The following is an 18123-nucleotide window of genomic DNA, read 5'->3' as shown; positions in this document are numbered from 1 at the left end:
TCACATGCTTGCTTTTGATTTAGTAATTTTTTAGACATAAAAATCAACTCCCTATGTCTAATTTTATCACAACCTCAAATACAATGCTAAACTACTTAATGGCATTTGATATAGTTTAACACTATATAATCAAAGCAGCTTAAACCTCCCTATCTTTATTAAGTATATATAATACATTTATATCACTTTGATTATTTATATTCTACATTTAATTTTTAAAAATTTCAAACATTTCCACCCGTGTTGTATAAAAATATTTGTATTTAGATTACTACTGTGTTAAAATCTAATTGGTTAGCATCGGTAGAGCTAAACCACAATATTTATAATGCACTAGAATTAAATAAATACTAGAAAATTTTGCTCTGATCCACAGGACAGAGACGAAAGAGAATAGTTAATAATTTGACCATACCCTTTCTCTGTCCAAAACCTTGGATTAGGGAAAGGTTTTTTATATTGGGGTGATACTTTGAAGATTGGGTTTATAGGGGCAGGAAAAGTGGGGACCACATTTGGAATTTACTTAAAGAATAATGGTTTTAATATATATGGGTATAATAGTAGGACTAAGGAAAGTGGAGAAACTTCAGCTAAATTAACAGATAGTCAATACTATAGTATTTATGACTTATCCCATGGAAGCGATATTATATTTATAACAACCGGAGATGATGAAATTGAAAATGTTATAGACAGATTAGCAGACAATAACTTATTAAAAGAAGGACAAATTATAGCCCATATGAGTGGAGCATCATCATCGGATATATTAAAAAGGGCAAAGAAAAAGGGCTGTTTTGTATACTCTATACACCCATTACAATCCTTTGCAGATATTAAAAAAGGTGTAGAAGATTTAAAGGATACAGTTTTTAGTATAGAAGGGGATAAAGAAAAAATAGATTTGATTGAAGATATACTAAATAGATGTGGGAATAAATATTTTGAGATAACAAAGGAACAAAAAAGTATATATCATGCTACAGCATGTGTTGTTTCCAATTACTTGGTAACATTAATGGACTATGGTTTGTCGCTGTTTAAAAGTATAGGGATAGATAAGGATGATGGCTTTAAAGCACTATATCCCCTTATAGATGGAACTATAAAAAATATATATGGTTTAGGGACTGAAAAAGCTTTAACTGGGCCCATATCAAGGGGAGATATAAAAACCATAGAAAGACATATTAACTCATTAAAGGATGATAAAGAAAAGCTTAAGCTTTATAAAATACTTGGACTTGAAACTCTCCAGCTGGCAGAGAAAGAAAAGTTAAAAGATGGTGAAAAAATATCTAATCTAAAAAATATTTTGAAAGAAGGGGTATAGTATGGGTAAAAAGTTTACTGTAAGCTCATTTTTAAAGTCAAAAAAAGAAGGGCATAAGATATCAATGTTAACAGCATATGATTATTCCACTGCAAAATTATTAGATGAAGCAGGGGTGGATAGTATATTGGTTGGGGATTCTGTAGGTATGGTGGTGCTGGGCTATGAAAATACCCTAAAGGTTACAGTTGATGATATGGTTCACCATATAAAGGCTGTGTCTAGGGGTGTAAATAGGGCAATGGTTATAGGAGATATGCCCTTCCTATCATATCATGTGAGTATAGAGGAAACCATAAAAAATGCTGGAAGACTTATACAGGAAGGGAGTGCCCATGCAGTTAAACTTGAAGGTGGTAGGGATATAATAGATAGAGTAAAGGCTCTAGTTAAAGCCCAAATCCCCGTTGTGGGACATCTTGGACTAACTCCCCAATCGGTAAATGTTTTTGGTGGCTTTAAGGTTCAGGGTAAAAGTGAAGAATCGGCTAAAAAAATAATAGAAGATGCATTATTATTACAAGAAGCAGGGGTATTTGCCATAGTACTCGAATGTGTGCCTGAAAAATTATCTAAAATAATAAGTGAAAGACTTCACATACCAACTATAGGTATAGGTGCAGGAAAATATTGTGATGGTCAAGTATTAGTTACCCAAGACATGGTGGGAATGTATTCAGATTTTACACCTAAGTTTGTGAAAAAGTATGCTAATATAGGGGAAGATATGAAGTCATCAGTTAAATCCTATATTAAAGAAATAAATGAAGGTAGTTTTCCAGAAGAAAAACATGGATTTACGATTGATGAAGCTATTATTAACAAATTAGATTAACATAATAAACAATTGGTGGTGACTTACTATGGAAATAGTTAATAGTATAAAAGAAACTAGAAAACACATAAAAAATATAAAAAGCAAGGGAAAAACAGTGGCACTAGTTCCAACTATGGGATATTTACATGAAGGTCACTTATCCCTTGTAAAAAGGGCTAAGGAAGAAAATGACTATGTTGTTGTAAGTATATTTGTAAACCCCACTCAATTTGGACCAAATGAAGACTTGGAAACTTACCCTAGGGATTTAGAGAGGGATAGCAAACTATTAGAAAAATTAGGTGTAGATTTAATTTTTCATCCAGAAGTTGAAGAAATATATCCAAAGGGTTATAATACTCATGTTGAAGTTTTAGGAGATATAACTAAAAAACTTTGTGGAAGGTCTAGGGAAGGACATTTTAAAGGGGTTGTAACTATTGTTTCTAAACTATTTAATATAGTATCTCCCCATAGGGCATATTTTGGCCAAAAAGATGCCCAACAGGTGGCTGTAATAGAAAAAATGGTTAGGGAATTGAACTTTGATTTAGAGATAGTACCATGTCCCATAGTAAGGGAAGAAGATGGTTTGGCTTTAAGTTCTAGAAACATATATTTAGATAAAGAGGAGAGAAAAGATGCCACCATATTATCACAATCTCTATTTAAGGCAGAGGAAATGATAAGAAATGGAGAGAGGAATCCCAAAGTAATTGAAGACTTTATTATAAATAATATAAAAACAGTAAATTATGCAGAAGTAGATTATGTGGATATAGTTAATGGTAGTACCCTTGAGGATGTGGATGAGATCAGTGGAGATATATTAATAGCTTTAGCAGTCAAAATAGGTAAACCTAGACTTATAGATAATATTAGGTTGGAGGTATAGTTATGCTTTTAAATATGTATAAAAGCAAAATTCATAGAGCAACGGTAACACAGGCCAATTTAAATTATGTTGGCAGTATAACAATAGATAAAACATTACTTGATGCCTCAGGGATATTACCGGGGGAGAAGGTTCAGATAGTTAATAATAATAATGGTGCTAGACTTGAAACCTATGTTATAGAAGGTAAAGCTGATAGTGGTGTAATATGTTTAAATGGAGCTGCAGCAAGATTAGTTCAACGGGGAGATAATGTAATAATTATAGCATATACCTGGGTTGATGAAAAAGAGGCTAGAGAAATGAAACCTAAAGTGGTTTTTGTTGATGGAAAAAATAGAATAGTAGAGGAAAGTGATGTAGAAGTCCATGGAGAGATAAAATAACGTCCTTAAATAGGACGTTTTTTATTTATAATTTTTCATTCTACCAAAATACCTGTAGCCACTAAATTCAGGGTAGCTAGAATCAAAATATACCCAAACAGGGCTATTATCAAGTTTAGGATTGGCTTTAAAAAAAGTACTATCTCCATATCTTATAGCTTCAAGGGCTAAGGGTAATTCTCTATTAAATATTTTATATCTAATTTTTGATTCATTATAATCAAAGTCTCTACCTACATAACAATAAGTATATAAGAAATACTCATTATCATTTATCTTCCAAGTGGCTAAAACTTCATCCCTCATTTCAGTTATCTTATCGTAGGCATAATTAAGTCCTATGGTTAAAAACAAGTTTGCTGTAATATCAGAATGGGTCAGGGTATATCGTCTACCTATAATAGGTTGGGTTTTAGTTATATCATCTCTAAATTCTACATATAATTTATCGGGATTTAATCTATCCAATTTAATCACCACCATATAATTTAGTATATTATATTCAAGCTATCTTAGATAGTTAATACTTAATGATATAATAAAAGTATCAATAATAAGGGGAGATGATATTTAGTGGATAATAGGATTGAAATAAAGGATGATAGAAAAGAAAATATGATTAAAGAAATTAAAAGGTATTTTTTTCAAGAACGGGATGAAGATTTAGGGGATCTAGCTGCTACTATGGTTTTAGATTTCTTTATTAAGGAATTAGCCCCACAGATATACAATCAAGGGATTGAAGATGCATATAGTTATATAACAGATAAGATAGAGGATTTACATGCCATAAAAATATTAAAAAGATAGAAAAAATTTATTATAACCATTGAGTCCATAGATAACTCCTATTTGAAGGGGAAAATAAAGTGGTGTATAACTAAACTAGTGTGTTTACTTAAATAAAGGGAGTGAAAATATGGGTAAAATAGATAATATACTTGAGGATATAAATGAGCATATAAAAGATGGTGTTATAGAAGTTAAGGAATTAAAAGAAAAGGGAAAAAAAGTGGTGGGTACATACTGTGTATTTACACCATGGGAATTAATAGCTGGGGCAGACGCAATACCGGCATCTCTTTGCAGTACAAATGATGCTACAATATCGGAGGCAGAAAAACATCTTCCAAGGAATCTTTGTCCACTAATAAAGTCAAGCTATGGGTATGCAATAACTGATAAATGTCCATACTTTTCTTTTTCTGATTTAATAGTTGGAGAAACAACCTGTGATGGTAAGAAGAAGATGTATGAATATCTAGGAAGAATAAAACCTATGCATGTAATGAAACTTCCCCAAACCAATAATACGAAGGAAGATTTAGATATGTGGAAAAATGAGATATTAATCTTAAAGGATAAGTTAGAAGAAGCCTTTGATATAGAAATTACAGAAGATAAAATAAAGGCTATGATAAAATTAAGAAATGATGAAAGAAGGGCACTAAAGGAGCTGTATAGTCTATCTAAACTTACTCCACCTCCACTATATGGAGAGGAATTACAACTTATATTAAATAAGAATAAAACAACCTTTAATAAAGAAAGGGCTATAGAAGATCTTAGAAGGATAACAAGTACTATAAAAGGAGAATACAATAAAGGAGAAAGACGGGTTAGTGATAAAAGAAAAAGAATATTAATAACGGGATGTCCCATGGGAGGAGCCGTTGAAAAGGTTATAAAAATAATTGAAGAAGATAATGGAGTAGTTGTTTCATTTGAAAATTGTAGTGGGGTAAAGGAGAAAGAGGATTTGATAGATGAAAGTAAATCTCCCATCGATGCAATGGCGGAAAAATATTTAAACATAGGGTGTTCCTGTATGAGTCCTAATATAGCTAGGGAAAGATTATTAAAAAAACTTATAGACGAATATAGTGTGGATGGGGTTATAGATGTAATACTACAGGCCTGCCATACATATAATGTTGAGAGCTATAGAATAAAAGAATTAGTTAAGGGAGAAAATAATATACCCTATATGAGTATAGAAACAGACTATTCTCAAAATGATATAGGACAGTTAAAAACTAGAATAAGCGCCTTTATAGAAATGTTATAGAATCTACGGAACATACCACCGTAAGGTGGTTTTTTGTTTATGGGCATAATTATGCCCATTTATTTATGTAGAAAAATCAAAGAAAAGGGTGATACCATGTACTTATTAAAAACTGAACATAGTTTCGATAGTGCCCACTTTTTAGCCAATCACAATGGAAAATGTAAAAATATCCATGGACATAGGTGGCGGGTTGAGGTATCAATAAAGTCAAAGGACCTTATTGACAATGGAGAGAGCTATGGGATGGTTATAGACTTTTCAAAGTTTAAAAGGGATGTTAGGGAGATAGTTGACTTCTATGACCATGCTCTTATTATTGAAAAAGATACTATGGTAAAAGAAACATATAATAATCTAGTTGATGATGGATTTAAAATAATAACTGTGGAATTTAGACCTACTGCAGAAAATTTAGCAAAGAAATTTTATGATTTAGTAAGTGCTAGGGGATATGAAGTTCAAGAAGTTATGGTATATGAAACACCAAATAACTGTGCAATGTATAGAGCAGGTGAGTAGATGAACTATAGGATTGTAGAAAGATTTGTAAGCATAAATGGAGAAGGTAAAAAATCTGGACAGTTATCAGTTTTTATTAGGTTTAAAGGATGTAACTTAAACTGTAGCTACTGTGATACACTATGGGCAAACAAAGAAAATGTAGAGTATGAAAATATGACTGAGATGGAGATATACAGATTTATTAAGGAAACGGGAGTTAATAATATTACATTAACTGGTGGAGAACCATTAATACAGGATAATATACTAGGCCTAGTTAAATATCTACTCCTAGATCAAAAACTACAATTAGAGATAGAAACAAATGGTAGTATTGATATAAGTCCTTTTGTTAATTTAAATAGGTTGACTTTAACTATGGACTATAAGCTACCATCTAGTAGAGTAGAAAGTAAAATGGATATTTCGAATTTAAAAAAAATAAGAAAAGAGGACGTAATTAAGTTTGTTGTTTCTTGTGAATCTGACTTAGATACCATGAAAAATATAATAAAAGAGTTTGATTTAGTCAATAGAACAAATGTATATGTAAGTCCTACATTTGAAGAAATTGACCCTAGAGATATAGTTGAATTTATGAAGTATAATAAACTTAATAATACTACTTTAAATATTCAGTTACATAAGATAATATGGGATAAGGAAAGAAGAGGTGTATAATATGAAAAATGAAAAAGCTATAGTAATATTTAGTGGTGGTCAAGATAGCACAACCTGTTTATTTTGGGCTAAAAAAAAGTTTAGAGAAGTAATAGCTATATCCTTTGACTATAATCAAAAACATAAACTAGAGCTTAAATGTGCAGAGGATATATGTAATAAATATAATATAGAACATCACATTTTAAATCTGGGACTATTAAATCAACTTGCCCCTAATTCATTAACTAGAGCTGACTTGAAGGTGGACGAAGATACTCCTAAAGGGGGTTTACCAAATTCATTTGTTGATGGAAGGAATATGCTATTTATATCATTTGTAGCTATTTTTGCTAAACAGAAAGGGATAAAACATATAATAACAGGAGTATCCCAAAGTGATTATAGCGGATATCCAGATTGTAGAGATGTATTTATAAAGTCTATGAATGTAACACTCAATTTATCAATGGATTATGATTTTGTATTACATACCCCCATTATGTGGATAGATAAAAAAGATACATGGAAATTAGCTGATGATTTGGGTGTGTTTGATATTATAAAAAATGAAACATTAACGTGTTATAATGGCATAATAGGAGAAGGATGTGGGAGATGTCCAGCATGTAAATTAAGAAAGAAAGGATATGATGAATACATTAAATCTATAAAAAATAAAGAAAAGGCTTAAGTATTATGCTAGGGGTATTTTATTATCACAATAGTAAGGATTTGACAATGAAATATCCTTATTATTTTTTGAATTTAACTATAGTAACATTTCCTATATAATAGAAATTAGTGGAAATTAATAAGGGGCAATATATTATGGAAGAGGGGTATACATGTATAGAAAACTTTTTTTTATTACAGTGTTTATGGTATTGTTAGGGGGCTGTGGTGTTAATAATTCCGTTGATGATGTCATGAGACCTCCTAAATTATCTATTACTGAGGAGAAAGTGAAAAATGAAATAGATAATATACTAGAAGGGGGAGGGGAATTAGTAACACCATTAAAGGGAGATAACATGTCATCGGTAAATTTTAAAGACTTAGATAAGGATGGAAAAGAGGAAATATTTATTTTATATAAAACAAATAAAGACTATCCCCTTAGAATTTTAATATTATCTAGAAGAAATAATGGCTGGTATAAAGATAATACTATAAAAGGAATAGGTCATAACTTTGATATGATAGATTTTAAAGATATAACAGGCAATGGGAATAGTGAAATATTAGTCACATATAATGGGGGTGAATACAACAATAAAGTAATAAACATATATAGCTATGGCAAAGAAAATATAAACAATATATTTAATAATACTTATGAGAAAATAGCATGCCAAAATTTAGATCATGATGGAGCTATAGAATTGGTTTTGATAAAACTAGACAAACTAAAGGGGCCAAGGGCACAGTTATATAGGGGAGATGGTAATAAAATAAATCTTATAAACGAGGTGAAATTAGATAAAAGGGTCATAGGGTATTATAATATCCTTATAGGAAATCCAAAAAGCAATACTAAAGGACTATTTATAGATGGTTCCATCTTAGAATATGCTTCAATAACGGAGCTACTAGTAGTAGATAAAGGGAAATTGAAAAATGTTTTTTATGATAAGAATACAGGAATAGTTGATAAAACCTATAGAGAGTATTATTGTCTAAGCGAAGATATTGATGATGATGGGTTTATTGAAATACCTAAACTTAGAAGACCACGGGGCTATGAAGGTAAAGACTTTAATTTAGTTCCATGGATTTATAGTTGGTATAGTTGGGATGGAAGTGAAGGTCTTGACATTGAAAGTGAAGGATATCACAATCTAAATCAAGGATACTATTTTGAATTTCCACAAAAGTGGGATTATAATATAACATTAAACCATATCTATAAAAATTTAGAGAAGGATATGTTAATATTTAGTTATCTATACAATAATAAAGCCCACCATATCTTTACAATAACCACTTTTAAAGTAGAAACATGGAATAGCTTAAATAAAGAAAAAAAAGAAGGATATATGGAGCTTGCTAGGAGTAAGGATAAAATCTACTTGGTATCATTTAGTAATAAGAAATATAAGAATAAAGAAATAAGGAATAAAGTTATTGGAATTGATGAAATAAAAAACAATTTAAAAATATTGTATTAGCCCCTTTTTACTATTGTAATTCTTTTGTAACTAAAGTTATAGATTTAATTAATATAATAAACTTAATATGTTAAATAGAAGGTAGGGGTATCATGAATAAAAAAATAAAGTATTTAGTTATTATTATTATAAATGTAATATCTATTACTGGATGTATATCAGAAAATGAAATAGAGAGTTCCATGAGGCCTCCTAAATTGTCAGTTAGGGAGGCAAAAATTGAGAATATAATAGATGACACTTTAAGTTCAAAGGCCAAATTAGTCACAGTAGATATGGGGAAAGACTCTGGCTCTATAAAGGCTATAGACTTAGATAATGATAAAAATGAAGAAATTATAGTATTTTACACATTAGAAAGTGATGAAAACCCCCTAAGGTTATTGGTGTTAACCAATAACAGTGGTAGTTGGACTATTAATAATAATATTAGGGGAGTTGGAAATGATTTTGATAGAGTTTTGTTTAGAGATATAACGGGGGATAAAAATTTAGAAATAATTATAGGGTGGAATACGGGAGAATACATAAATAAAGGACTTAATGTATATCAATATATTGATGGAGATGTGAAAGATATATTTAAGGATGTATATGAAGAAATGGCATGTGAGGATATAGATGGTGATAATATATCGGAGCTTATGTTAATAAAGTTAGATAAAGTAAACTTAAAATCCTGGGCAGAACTATATACCTATAAGGATAATAGGTTAGTAGTAGAAAGTAAAGAAGAAATGGATGGAACAGTTAATGGACATTATGGACTTAAAGTTGGAAAAGCCAGTGAAAATAAAATGGGAGTATTTATTGATAGTGGCATAGGTGCCCATTCCAGTGAAACAGAACTCCTTGTATATGAAAAGGGGAAACTTAATAATGTGTTTTTTGATAAAAAGAGGGGCATTGTTGAAAAGACCTTTAGGGCGTATGGAACTGAAAGTCAAGATATAGACAATGATAAAATAATAGAGATAGCTCTACTTAGAGTCCCTAAGGGTTACGAAAATAAAGCAATGGCATATATACCTTGGATTACAACATGGCATAGTTGGGATGGATTAGATGGGCTTAATTTTGAAAGTGAAGGCTATCATAATATATCAGAAAAATATTACTTTAAGTTTCCAAATAAATGGGATAAGAACATTACGGTAAGTCCACAAGACAAAGGGAAGAGTGGGAACAAAGACACTTTAACTTTTACTTATGTTAACAAAGAAGAGTCTTACCCTTTATTAACCATAGTTTCTTATGAAGTTGATTTTTGGAATAGATTACGTGTAGATGAAAAGGAAAAATATATGGAAATAACTAGAAAATTAAATAAAATATATTTGGTTTCTTTAATAGATTATGATTATACTGATGAGATAAATGATATGAAATTAACCCTTGATGAAATAAAAGATAGTTTTAGATTAATGGAATAGTGAGGTGATAAAATGAAAAATATATTAGTTTTAGAAGATGAGAAGGACATAAGAACATTTATTGTTATAAACTTAGAGAGAAATGGGTTTAATGCATTAGAAGCGGAAACTGGAGAAGAAGCTTTGGATGTAATAGTTGACAATAAAATTGATATAGCTTTGTTAGATGTCATGCTTCCAGGGATAGATGGTTTTGAGGTTTGTAAAAGAATAAGACAAAGAGATAGAAGAATGGGAATAATAATGTTAACAGCTAAAGCTCAGGAAGTTGATAAAATAAATGGGTTAACCCTTGGAGCAGATGATTATGTTATAAAACCCTTTAGCCCCAGTGAGCTTATAGCAAGGATAGATGCTCTATCTAGAAGAATGGACTTAATGAATGATAAAAATAAAGATAAGCTATTATCAGGTCCCTTTGAAGTAGATATACATGCTAGAAGAGTATATAAAAGGGGAGAGCCAATAGAATTAACACAGATAGAGTTCTCCATAATAAGCCTTTTTATAGAAAATGAAAATAAGGCATTAAGTAGAAATGAGATATTAGATAAGGTATGGGGGGAAAACTATTTTGGAAATGAAAAAACAGTTGATGTGAACATAAGAAGATTAAGGCAGAAAATTGAAGATAATCCATCCCACCCTAAATATATTAATACTGTATGGGGCTATGGTTATAGATGGAGAAAGGGAGATTAATTTGACCGGTATTAAAAAAAGGTGGGTTAGAAATTATATTATAATAATATTTATAGCTATGATACTGATTGAGGGTGTGTTTTTATACTTGGTATCAAATTATTACTATGACAATATAAAAGAAAATCTTATGAATAGGGCCACTGTTGCTGGGGGTTTTTACAATAAATACCTACGAAGTGTGGAAAATAGTTTTGAAAATAGTGTAAAACAGGTTCTTAACAATTTTGATTATAGAGAAAGCGCAGAGCTCCAGGTTATAGATACCAATGGAAATATAATTTTAAGTACAAGTGGTTTTATAAAGCAGGGACAAGTTAAAACCACTGATTATATTAATGCTCTAAATGGAAAAACTTCCTGTTGGAGGGGAAAGGATAATAATACTGGGGAAGAAATAATGGCAGTTTCTACCCCCCTTAAATATTGGGGAGACAATATAAATGGAGCTTTAAGATATGTAACATCCCTAGAGGGGGCCAATAGGGCTATTCAAAAATGGTTTCTACTTTCCCTTATTATTATGGCTATTATTATAGTTTTAATGATAATATTAAGTACCATATTTAGTAGGTCTATAATTAATCCAATAAATGAAATAACTAAAGTATCAAAGGAAATGGCAAAGGGAAGATTATCGGCAAGGATAGATAAAAAATATACAGATGAAATAGGAGAGCTCGCAGATACAATAAATTTCATGGGAAGGGAAATATCTAAGGTGCAAAATATGAAAAACGAATTTATATCGTCTATATCCCATGAGCTTAGGACTCCCCTTACTGCCATAAAGGGATGGAGTGAAACTATACTAACAGGGGGACTTAAGGACAGGGAAGAGGCAGAGTTAGGTCTTAAAATAATAATAAAGGAAACAAAAAGGCTTACAAATATGGTTGAAGAGTTACTAGACTTTTCAAGAATTGAAGAGGGAAGGCTAACCCTTTGTAGGGAAAAGTTAAATATAAAAAAGAATCTAGAAGACATTATATGTATATTTAAGTTAAGGGCACAAAAAGAAGGGATTAAATTAAATTATAATCTAAGGGACGATATACCTGAAATTTTAGGGGATGTAAATAGATTAAAGCAGGTTTTTATAAATATTTTGGATAATGCAATAAAGTTTACTGATAAGGATAAAAATATATATGTTAGATTATACTTTGATAGGTTTATTATTATAGAAGTAGAAGACGAAGGAATAGGAATATCAAAAAAAGACTTACCTAAAGTTAAAGAAAAATTTTATAAGGGTCCTTGGAAGAAGTCAGGAAATGGATTGGGTCTTGTTATAAGCGATGAGATAATAAAACTTCATGGTGGAAGATTAGAAATAGAAAGTAAAGTTAATAAAGGTACTAAGATAACGATAAAACTACCTACTAACAAGTAAATTAACATAAAAAAGATGCATACCCCTTAGATTAATGATAAAATTATTCTAAAGGGGGTAAATAAATGAGACCAATTTATCGTGTTAATTTTCTTGTACTATTAATTATATTGTTGCGAATAGTTATAGGAATGCTTAGACTCCCTATACCTATTAATATGATGAACATTATAAGTCAATATCTAACTTTATTTATGCCAGTAATTATTTTTATACTTATAACCAAAAAAGATTTTAAGAAAACTTTAAGTTTAAGCAAGTTGAAATTAAGTAATATACCCATTATTATTCTTATTGCAGTAGTTATGCAACCGTTTTTGACAACAGTTTCTTTAATTGCATCAAGTATTGTTGGCGACCAGGTTTCTGGAATAATAGAATCTGCCACAACTCCGTCTTTTTTTCTAACTCTATTTGGTCTAGCCATAACTCCAGCTATATGTGAAGAATTTTTGTTAAGGGGAGTTATTTTAGATGGATATAGGGGAAAAACTATAAAAAAGGCTGCTATAATGAACGGAATACTATTTGGAATACTCCATATGAACTTTCACCAATTTGCTTATACATTCTTTTTAGGAGTTCTATTGGCATATATAGTGTATATAACAGGATCCATATTATCGTCTATACTAATACATTTTATTAATAATGGAACAGCTGTATTAGGGGCACATTTTATTAATACAGGGGGTTCTGAAGTCTCAAAGGAAGTAGTTGCAGAAGGGGTAAGATTAGGATATGCAAATATAGTGGTTGCTGCTATATCTCTTTTTCTGACTTTATCATTAGTAAAATTATTGATAAAAATAAATAAAAAAGATATGAGTAAAGTATACTCTAAATATAAAAAAGACTATATATTTAATCTACCTTTATTTTTATTAATCATAGTCTTTATAGGATTATCGATATTATCGATGACATTATAAATATAAAAGAACTGATCGGTTTATTGCTGATCAGTTCTTTTATTATATAGGAACTTAAATTTCTTATAAAAAATCATTTATAAAGATATCTCCTATAATATAATAGCACCAAATCTCTGTACTCTGCCCCTTGTATCCTGCACAGAACAAAGAGAGACCAAAGGTGACTTTGTTCCATATGTTTATTAATTATCTACTTGGGTAAACTCTTAATAGAGATTAAAAAAAGGAGGAATTAGTGATGGGAGATTATCATGAGCCAGCAGAATTTATAGACAAAAAACATAGAGACTATGTAAGGGCACTTAATAGTTTAAAAGAGGAGGTTGAAGCAGTTGATTGGTATAATCAAAGAGTTGCTGCTTCAGATAATGAAGAGTTAAAAGCTATTATGGCCCATAATAGGGATGAAGAAATTGAACATGCGGCAATGACATTAGAATGGCTAAGAAGACATATGGATGGATGGGATGAACAATTAAGAACCTATTTATTTACCAATGGTCCAATTACTGAAATAGAAGAGGGAGAAGAAGAGGAAGATGGTAGTGGAGATGGAGCAACAATAGGAGATATGAAATAAAAGTAGGGAAATATATATTAAGGATAGGAAAATAATATTACGAAAGGGGAGTTTTATAAGTATATGTTAAAAAGAAATTTAGCACCTATAAGTGAAGAAGTTTGGAATGAAATTGATGATAGAGCTAAGGAAGTATTTAACACTTATTTATCGGCAAGAAGGGTTGTTAAGGTAAATGGTCCTAAGGGTTTGGATTATACAGTTGTACCCGAGGGAAGAATAGAAACTATCAGTAGTGATAAAGAAGTTTCCCATGGTCTATATAGAGTTAAACCTCTAATGGAATCAAGGGTTGAATTTGACATGAACAGATGGGAGTTAGATAATTTACATAGGGGAGCTAAGGATATAGAATTAGAGGCTCTTGAAGAATCAGTGAAAAAGATAGCACTATTTGAAGAAGATGCTATATATAATGGTATAGAGAAGGGTCAAATAGAGGGTCTTATAAATGCAACTGGAAATGACCCAATATATTTAGGTGAAGATGGTCAGGATATTATGAAATCAATAACCGATGGAATAATAAAACTTAAAGAAAATTATGCAGAAAAACCCTATACATTAGTTGTGGGAGAAGAAGCATATAAAAGATTAAATATGGAAATAGAAGGATATCCTTTAATAGACAGAATTAAAGATTTAATAGATGGAAATATTATTTATTCCCATGTAATAGATGGAGCATTACTTTTACCATTTGATCACGATGACTTAGAAATGACAATAGGTAAAGACTTTTCAATAGGTTATCAAGGTCATGATATGGAAAAAATAAGATTCTTTATAATGGAATCCTTTACATTTAGAGTACTAGATGAAAATATAATAGTTAGATTTACGGTTTAACAAAAAGCCCCTAACCTTAGGGGTTTTTTTGTTTTGTCTTGGTACTTTGCACAGAGCAAAGAAGAAACCGTCGAATGAATTCGACACTACTAGGGGATTCAATGTACTGAATTCCTACATATATTTATGGACTCACCAAATCCCTGTTCTCTGCCCCTTGCACCCTGTACAGAACAAAGAAGCACCAACGGCGTCTTTGTTCAATATGGATAAATTCATTCTAAAATGGGTATAAACTAAAGTAATAGAAGAAAGGAGAGGATGCTAAATATGGATAAAGAAAAAATGAAAGAGAGCTATAAGAAGGAACTAGGTTTTACTCCCCCAGGGGTAATGATTTCACAATATTTTGGAGATGGTTTTCAAGAAATAATATCAAAGTACCATCATGAGATATGGGGTGAGGGTGTTATCCCCCTTAAGTATAGATATTTAATAGCTCTGGCTACAGCTATATTTGATGAAAATGAAAAAAGGGCCAAACTTGAAATGAATAAAGCCATAAGATATGGTGCCCAAAGGGAAGAAATCTTAGAGGTTATAAAGCAACAAATTTGGATGAAAGGGGCCCCTACATTAGTCCAAGTTTCTCCATTAATTAAATATATGGAAAGTAAATTTGAAAAATAACTGACCTTTATGAAGGTTAGTTATTTTTTATTGCATAAATTAATATGGGAATATATTATAACTAAGTAGAAATATTAAACAAAACAAATAACATAATTATTTAGGGGCTCTAAACACATGAAAATAAGCCGTTTATTAAAAAAAGTTAACAATGGTTACAAAATATTAATGAGCCACCAAAATAAGTAAATTACTGTATTACATACCATAGAAAAGAAATGTTGGAGATAGAAGCTTGCATCTTTTTAAATTTTCAGTATATTCTAAATATATAATAATTTCCACAACAAAAAAATTATGGAGGTGTTTATTTAATGGGAAGATATGTACTTAAAAGAATCATTTATATGTTTATCGTAGTATGGGCAATTGCCACAATAACATTCTTTTTAATGCATGCAATTCCAGGAGATCCATTTTCAAGTGATAGGGGAACTCCACCGGAGGTATTAGAAAACTTAAAGGCTAAGTATGGCCTTGACAAACCATTAATTCAACAATATGGAAGGTTTTTAAAGAATTTACTACAGGGAGATTTAGGTTTATCCCTTAAGTACAAAACAAGAACTGTTAACAAAATGTTAGCTGATGGATTACCAGCTTCAGCTAAAATAGGTATTATTTCAATGGCTTTAGGAGTATTTATAGGGGTAACAATGGGGATTATAGCAGCACTTAATAACAAAGGTTTCTTTGATTATTTTGTAATTATATTAGTTGTCATTGGAATTTCAGTACCGGCCTTTGTATTTGCATCATTATATCAATACTTCTTTGCAGTGAAATGGGAAATACTACCTGTTGCCGGTTGGGAAGGACCTAAGCATATGATATTACCAATAATATCATTGGCCACAGGATATATAGCAACGTATGCAAGATATATGAAGACATCAATGATAGAGGTTATGAACTCAGACTATGTTGTTACTGCTAAATCAAAGGGATTATCCCACTTTACAGTTACGGTTAAACATGTTATTAGAAATGCCAGTGTACCGATTATAACATGGTTTGGACCAACCCTTGCAGGGGCAGTTGTAGGTTCATTTGTTATAGAGAGTATATTTGCAGTTCCCGGGATAGGTAAGTACTTTGTTGATAGTGTTCAACAATATGACTATACAATGATACTTGGTACAACCCTATTTACGTCAATAGTAGTAGTTGTAGGTTACTTCATAAGTGATATGCTTTATGGGGTAGTAGATCCGAGAATTAGAATAGATAAATAAGGGGGGATAAAAAAATGGCTGAATTAAGTAAAGAAAAATTTAAAACCATAGGTAAAGATTTAACCAAAGCTCAAACTATAAATAGACCAAGTATGACTTACTGGCAAGATGCTTGGAGAAGACTTAAAGGGAATAAAATGGCTATGATAGCTTTAGGGATATTAATTCTTTTAGCAATAATGGCATTTGTAGGACCATTTATGAATGAGTTTAAGTTTAATAAGGGAGATTTATTATTAGGTAACACTACACCAAACTCAACCTATTGGTTTGGTACCGATGAAATAGGTAGAGACCTTTGGACTAGGGTATGGAAGGGTGCTAGGGTATCTTTATTTATAGGTTTTACCGTTGCCTTTGTTAATATTGTATTAGGTATATTATATGGTGGTATTTCAGGATATATAGGTGGAAGAACTGACATGATTATGATGCGTTTCTGTGAAATAGTAGGGTCTATACCAGGCTTAATTAGGGTTATAATGCTTATGACTATACTAGGCTCAGGGGTTAAAACAATAATTATAGCTATGACTTTAACTGGATGGATAGGGTCAGCCCGTATGGTTAGGGGTCAGGTTTTACAGCTTAAGGAAATGGAATATGTTATGGCTGCCAGAACCCTTGGTTCAGATACAGGGAGAATAATATTAAAACACTTAGTGCCAAATACAATGGGGGTATTAATAGTATCTATTACTTTTAGAATACCAGGAGCCATATTTGGAGAGGCATTCTTAAGTTATATAGGTATGGGTATTCCTGTACCAGAGGCCAGCTTAGGTTCATTATCTCAGGCAGGTACTCAAATGTTATTAGTTCATCCCTATCAATTAGCTTTTCCAGCCTTAGTAATAAGTATATTAATGCTTGCGTTTACATTGTTCGGTGATGGTTTAAGGGATGCACTAGATCCTAAATTAAGACAATAAAGGGGGGAGAATAAATGGCTGAAAAATTATTAGATGTAAAAAATTTAAGTGTTTCCTTTGATACATATGCAGGGGAAGTTCAAGCTGTTAGGGGAACAAACTTTCATGTAAATAAAGGAGAAGCATTAGGTATAGTTGGAGAGTCGGGGTGCGGTAAATCGGTTACTGTTAAATCTCTACTTAAACTAATACCTATGCCACCGGGAAGAATAAAAAGTGGTAGTGCAATGTTTAATGGAAAAGATTTAGTAAAAATGTCGGATAAAAAGTTAGAATCTATTCGCGGTAGTGAAATAAGTATGATATTTCAAGATCCAATGACATCTCTAAATCCAACTATGAAGGTTGGTAAGCAGATTATGGAAGGATTAATAAAGCATCAGAAAATGAGTAAGAAAGAAGCTAAAGAAAGGGCAATAGAAATGCTTAGGGTGGTTGGTATTCCAACACCGGAAAAACGTGTTGATCAATATCCCCATGAATTTAGTGGTGGTATGAGACAAAGAGGTATGATAGCAATAGCCCTTGCATGTAATCCAAAACTATTAATAGCCGATGAGCCAACTACAGCCCTTGATGTTACAATACAGGCAC

The 18123-nt window shown here is 31.2% G+C and carries 21 protein-coding genes; 20 read left to right on the top strand and 1 reads right to left on the bottom strand.

The annotated features are described in order from the left end of the window. Positions 1-472 precede the first annotated feature (472 nt). From V6137_RS17960 to panD, 4 genes are read left to right on the top strand one after another with little or no spacing between them, the layout of a single operon-like run. Positions 473-1336: a Rossmann-like and DUF2520 domain-containing protein gene (locus tag V6137_RS17960; protein ID WP_425449354.1), complete on the top strand. Its 864-nt coding sequence runs from the start codon at positions 473-475 to the stop codon at positions 1334-1336. Position 1337: 1 nt separating this feature from the next. Further along, the gene (gene panB, locus V6137_RS17955) at positions 1338-2171 is read left to right on the top strand and encodes a 3-methyl-2-oxobutanoate hydroxymethyltransferase (protein WP_425449353.1); all 834 of its coding nucleotides are present in this window, start codon (positions 1338-1340) and stop codon (positions 2169-2171) included. 28 nt (positions 2172-2199) lie between these two features. After that, positions 2200-3048 (top strand): pantoate--beta-alanine ligase, encoded by an 849-nt coding sequence (panC, locus tag V6137_RS17950; RefSeq protein WP_425449352.1) that lies wholly within the window; start codon positions 2200-2202, stop codon positions 3046-3048. 2 nt (positions 3049-3050) lie between these two features. After that, a complete protein-coding gene (gene panD / locus V6137_RS17945; protein ID WP_425449351.1) occupies positions 3051-3434 on the top strand; it encodes an aspartate 1-decarboxylase in 384 nt (127 codons plus the stop codon). A gap of 21 nt (positions 3435-3455) precedes the next feature. Here panD and V6137_RS17940 read toward each other — a convergent pair whose 3' ends face one another. Further along, a complete protein-coding gene (locus V6137_RS17940) occupies positions 3456-3902 on the bottom strand; it encodes a staygreen family protein (RefSeq protein WP_425449350.1) in 447 nt (148 codons plus the stop codon). A gap of 105 nt (positions 3903-4007) precedes the next feature. Between V6137_RS17940 and V6137_RS17935 the strand changes: the two genes are divergently transcribed. The 16 genes from V6137_RS17935 to V6137_RS17860 form a co-directional block, all read left to right on the top strand. Continuing rightward, complete coding sequence (locus V6137_RS17935; protein ID WP_425449349.1) at positions 4008-4244, top strand: DUF2164 domain-containing protein; 237 nt, start codon at positions 4008-4010, stop codon at positions 4242-4244. Positions 4245-4353: 109 nt separating this feature from the next. Beyond that, complete coding sequence (locus V6137_RS17930; protein WP_425449348.1) at positions 4354-5502, top strand: double-cubane-cluster-containing anaerobic reductase; 1149 nt, start codon at positions 4354-4356, stop codon at positions 5500-5502. Positions 5503-5541: 39 nt separating this feature from the next. Beyond that, positions 5542-6024 carry a 6-carboxytetrahydropterin synthase QueD gene (gene queD / locus V6137_RS17925; RefSeq protein ID WP_425449347.1) on the top strand — a complete coding sequence of 161 codons (483 nt, stop codon included), beginning with the start codon at positions 5542-5544 and terminating at the stop codon, positions 6022-6024. Next, positions 6025-6687, top strand: coding sequence for a putative 7-carboxy-7-deazaguanine synthase QueE (gene queE / locus V6137_RS17920; protein ID WP_425449346.1), 663 nt, complete (start codon positions 6025-6027; stop codon positions 6685-6687). A 1-nt stretch (position 6688) separates the two neighbouring features. Continuing rightward, entirely contained in the window at positions 6689-7360 is a 672-nt protein-coding gene (gene queC, locus V6137_RS17915; protein WP_425449345.1) for a 7-cyano-7-deazaguanine synthase QueC, read from the top strand. A gap of 154 nt (positions 7361-7514) precedes the next feature. Further along, entirely contained in the window at positions 7515-8837 is a 1323-nt protein-coding gene (locus tag V6137_RS17910; protein ID WP_425449344.1) for a hypothetical protein, read from the top strand. A 92-nt stretch (positions 8838-8929) separates the two neighbouring features. After that, positions 8930-10270, top strand: coding sequence for a hypothetical protein (locus V6137_RS17905; RefSeq protein WP_425449343.1), 1341 nt, complete (start codon positions 8930-8932; stop codon positions 10268-10270). Between the two features lie 12 nt (positions 10271-10282). Then, positions 10283-10972: a response regulator transcription factor gene (locus V6137_RS17900; RefSeq protein ID WP_425449342.1), complete on the top strand. Its 690-nt coding sequence runs from the start codon at positions 10283-10285 to the stop codon at positions 10970-10972. Between the two features lie 58 nt (positions 10973-11030). Then, positions 11031-12368 carry a sensor histidine kinase gene (locus V6137_RS17895; protein WP_425449341.1) on the top strand — a complete coding sequence of 446 codons (1338 nt, stop codon included), beginning with the start codon at positions 11031-11033 and terminating at the stop codon, positions 12366-12368. 65 nt (positions 12369-12433) lie between these two features. After that, entirely contained in the window at positions 12434-13300 is an 867-nt protein-coding gene (locus tag V6137_RS17890; RefSeq protein ID WP_425449340.1) for a CPBP family intramembrane glutamic endopeptidase, read from the top strand. Between the two features lie 241 nt (positions 13301-13541). Continuing rightward, complete coding sequence (locus V6137_RS17885) at positions 13542-13883, top strand: encapsulin-associated ferritin-like protein (RefSeq protein WP_425449339.1); 342 nt, start codon at positions 13542-13544, stop codon at positions 13881-13883. Between the two features lie 63 nt (positions 13884-13946). Then, positions 13947-14732 carry a family 1 encapsulin nanocompartment shell protein gene (locus V6137_RS17880; RefSeq protein WP_425449338.1) on the top strand — a complete coding sequence of 262 codons (786 nt, stop codon included), beginning with the start codon at positions 13947-13949 and terminating at the stop codon, positions 14730-14732. A gap of 270 nt (positions 14733-15002) precedes the next feature. Further along, positions 15003-15362, top strand: a complete 360-nt coding sequence (locus V6137_RS17875; RefSeq protein WP_425449337.1) for a carboxymuconolactone decarboxylase family protein — start codon at positions 15003-15005, stop codon at positions 15360-15362. 314 nt (positions 15363-15676) lie between these two features. Continuing rightward, positions 15677-16597, top strand: a complete 921-nt coding sequence (locus tag V6137_RS17870; protein ID WP_425449336.1) for an ABC transporter permease — start codon at positions 15677-15679, stop codon at positions 16595-16597. A 14-nt stretch (positions 16598-16611) separates the two neighbouring features. After that, the gene (locus V6137_RS17865) at positions 16612-17529 is read left to right on the top strand and encodes an ABC transporter permease (RefSeq protein ID WP_425449335.1); all 918 of its coding nucleotides are present in this window, start codon (positions 16612-16614) and stop codon (positions 17527-17529) included. 14 nt (positions 17530-17543) lie between these two features. After that, the coding region (locus V6137_RS17860) for an ABC transporter ATP-binding protein (protein ID WP_425449334.1) at positions 17544-18123 on the top strand (580 nt) is incomplete at its 3' end.

The sequence above is a fragment of the Dethiothermospora halolimnae genome, assembly GCF_037577855.1.
Taxonomy (GTDB): domain Bacteria; phylum Bacillota; class Clostridia; order Tissierellales; family VENL01; genus Dethiothermospora; species Dethiothermospora halolimnae.
Note: the sequence above shows the minus strand (reverse complement) of the source record. Positions and strands in the feature narration are given on the sequence as shown.